This window comes from Coraliomargarita sinensis (assembly GCF_003185655.1).
Classification (GTDB): domain Bacteria; phylum Verrucomicrobiota; class Verrucomicrobiia; order Opitutales; family Coraliomargaritaceae; genus Coraliomargarita_B; species Coraliomargarita_B sinensis.
Window position 1 is genome coordinate 1 of sequence record NZ_QHJQ01000027.1, and the last position, 2,695, is coordinate 2,695.

Sequence of the window (2,695 nt, forward strand, 5' to 3'; positions counted from 1 at the left end):
AGAGTGTGGGAGATTTCATCCTCTATTGGATTCGATGGTTATGTGATTGCCTCTGAAGTAACTCAACCAGAACCAGTCGGTTCTCACAACTCCGGGGGCTGCGCCCCCTCCGTGTGAGACCTCTACGTTGGGAAGGAAATGAAACAAATCACAATCCTAGTCGCTTTATCCTTCTTGCTGATGTTCCAGTCAGCATCTGGTGAGTATGAGAGAAAACGAGATAGTGATGATGCTATTTTGGCTCACGGAGAATCGATCATCTACTCGGATTTTAAAGCAGAAGAAAAGGAATTCACTAGAGTATTGGAGGACTTGGTTGAATTATCCACCTCGAACTCTCCAAATGGAAAAGGGTTAAGTGTAATCCCCATCATTAACCCGAACCAATTAAAACCAAGTATCACTATCGATACTAAAACAAAAAATTTCTTCGAGTTGCTAGATATAATCTGCATACTTGCTGGACCAGATTTCACATGGGGTACTTCAGATAAAGCGGTTTTTGTTATGTTGAAGGGACACCCGATGAAGATTAAGGACCCGTTTGAAGCAAAAATCCCCAACCAGTCGGAGCAGGACAACCCGATAACCCGCCCGTAAAACTCTAAAAATCAACAGGACTTCTAACTCGTCAGGAGGGTTGCCTGTCCTCACCGTTAGGTAAATGAAAATGAAGAAATCACCAATTAGCCCCAGCTTACTGTGCTTTCTTTATTTCATGGAATTTCTAGGCAGCGCAGTAATCTTCGGATATGGAGTCACAATCGGCCAAGGCTTAGCATGGGAAGGAAAAGAACCAAACTCGATTATTATGGTGATGTTCTACGCATTGCTCTGGCCGGTAAGCTTAGAAATCGACCCAAGAATAAAAAGCATCATCACTATTCTCTGGCTGATCCTAGTGCCTATTGCTCTATCTTTGGCATGGAGTTGGTTTCTCCGAGCTGCTGAAAAATCATCACCCAACCCACTCAAACAATCTAAGTTCAGACGTTAGCCCAACTGGAACAAAGACCTAACAAGACGGAGTGGACAACGCCTAACGGCGCGTCCATCCTCGACATTGGCTAAAATAAAAATGAACATTAAGCGCATTCTCATTTTACTGCTTAGCATCGCGGGATGCATCCAATCTGCTTACTCATCTGAAACTGAGGAGAAGCTTCTGCAGTTAACGAAAGAAATTCGGGAGCGACAGCAAAAAATCACAGAGATATTGATGGAGCACGATCTGAAAAACCATGCATCTCTATATGAACTGATTTTAAAAGAAAGCCCCAAGGACTACCGAGAAACGCTAGTTTACATGATAGCTCGAAAGATCCGTGAGGAGGATTTGAATGTCACAAAAAATGAAAAGATATTGGGCCTAATGAATCAAATTATTGATCCAAGTAGGCATGCAAAGGACTACAAGCTGCATATGTCAGAAATCTTCTTCACTTGGGAACTACAGGGGTTCCAAGGAAAAGAACAAAGTTTATTTAACGATATGCCTCTAAGTATGACATTAAGCGAAGAAGCGAAGTCGTTCTATGTCTCTTATAATTCCTCACTGATGCGCTTCCTATACCTCTCTCGCTGGCTGGAGGAGGGACAGAAAAAGAGCCAACCAGGCGGAGGTATCAACTCCGAGGCTGCGCCTCTACGTGATACTCCTTAACGTTGGAAAAATAGAATGGAAAATGAACCTACAGTTCGGGCCATCGAATACAGCCTTTTGAATATCTATGGCCATGCGAGAACAGTAGAAGCTATCGTCTTGCTTTCGATCCTGGCACTCTTGTTTATAGCTGGTTGCGTGGCTTATTCCAAAGGAAAGAAAATGAAGGGGTTCCTTTGGGGCTTAGGATCAATGAGTGTTTTGCTTTTCCTTCATGGTGTCTGGCGCTTTGGGAATGAAAATTTCAAGTTCCACGAAATGTTTTCCGATATGTCTCAGCAGACATACCACATAATGCAGCTTGAGATTTATGCACCATTGATGGTATCAACGAGCCTATCTGCGATTGGTGTTTTCTTCACCATGATTCTTGGGATTCTTGATAGTAAGAATGAGAGAACATAAATTCCAACCAGTCGGAGCAGGGCAACCCGATAACCCGCCCGTAAAACTCTAAAAACCACTAGGACTTCTAACTCGTCAGGCGGGTTGCCTGTCCTCAACGTTAGGTAAAAAAATGAACGACCCTCTACATTCCAAAAACAAAGGAATGAGCAAGTTCAGCAAGCTGCTGTTTGTCTCGATGGTTATCTCATTCATATTTCCGTTGCTTTTCTTACTTTTTGAAAACCAAGGAGGTCACCCCAAAGCAACAGTTGGACCGGAACCTAATTATCAATTAAGAGAAAAGGAGGAAATATTGAATGACTTTAATGTATACTATCCGAAAGCGGTACTTATAACTTTCGGCATCTTGTCGATATGCTCACTTCTATTCGTGTGGATAGAAGAAAAAAATACTAAAAGACCGAACCAGCCGGAGCAGGACAACCCGATAACCCGCCCGTAAATCTCTAAAAATCACTAGGACTTCTAACTCGTCAGGCGGGTTGCCTGTCCTCATCGTTCTGCGAAAAAGAAAATGAAACACGATCTAGCCGATGACTACTCACTAGCTAAGTGGCTGAAAGAAAAGAAGGAATTAGATCCGAGTTCTAGGCTCACCGGAATCGCTCTGATCTTTCTTGGGAT

Annotated in this window: 5 protein-coding genes; all 5 read left to right on the forward strand. The window is 43.0% G+C overall.

The annotated features are described in order from the left end of the window. Positions 1–138: 138 nt before the first annotated feature. Positions 139–600, forward strand: coding sequence for a hypothetical protein (locus DDZ13_RS15165; RefSeq protein ID WP_110132307.1), 462 nt, complete (start codon positions 139–141; stop codon positions 598–600). A gap of 70 nt (positions 601–670) precedes the next feature. Then, the gene (locus DDZ13_RS15170) at positions 671–997 is read left to right on the forward strand and encodes a hypothetical protein (protein ID WP_146209406.1); all 327 of its coding nucleotides are present in this window, start codon (positions 671–673) and stop codon (positions 995–997) included. 81 nt (positions 998–1,078) lie between these two features. Then, positions 1,079–1,663 (forward strand): hypothetical protein, encoded by a 585-nt coding sequence (locus DDZ13_RS15175; protein ID WP_110132309.1) that lies wholly within the window; start codon positions 1,079–1,081, stop codon positions 1,661–1,663. Between the two features lie 15 nt (positions 1,664–1,678). Beyond that, positions 1,679–2,068 (forward strand): hypothetical protein, encoded by a 390-nt coding sequence (locus DDZ13_RS15180; RefSeq protein WP_110132310.1) that lies wholly within the window; start codon positions 1,679–1,681, stop codon positions 2,066–2,068. 112 nt (positions 2,069–2,180) lie between these two features. Continuing rightward, a complete protein-coding gene (locus DDZ13_RS15185; protein ID WP_110132311.1) occupies positions 2,181–2,513 on the forward strand; it encodes a hypothetical protein in 333 nt (110 codons plus the stop codon). Positions 2,514–2,695 lie beyond the last annotated feature (182 nt).

Excerpts from the sequence above, each read along its gene's own strand:
- DDZ13_RS15165 (WP_110132307.1), top strand. The coding sequence starts at position 139 with ATGAAACAAATCACAATCCTAGTCGCTTTATCCTTCTTGCTGATGTTC.
- DDZ13_RS15170 (WP_146209406.1), top strand. The coding sequence starts at position 671 with ATGAAGAAATCACCAATTAGCCCCAGCTTACTGTGCTTTCTTTATTTC.
- DDZ13_RS15175 (WP_110132309.1), top strand. The coding sequence starts at position 1,079 with ATGAACATTAAGCGCATTCTCATTTTACTGCTTAGCATCGCGGGATGC.
- DDZ13_RS15180 (WP_110132310.1), top strand. The coding sequence starts at position 1,679 with ATGGAAAATGAACCTACAGTTCGGGCCATCGAATACAGCCTTTTGAAT.
- DDZ13_RS15185 (WP_110132311.1), top strand. The coding sequence starts at position 2,181 with ATGAACGACCCTCTACATTCCAAAAACAAAGGAATGAGCAAGTTCAGC.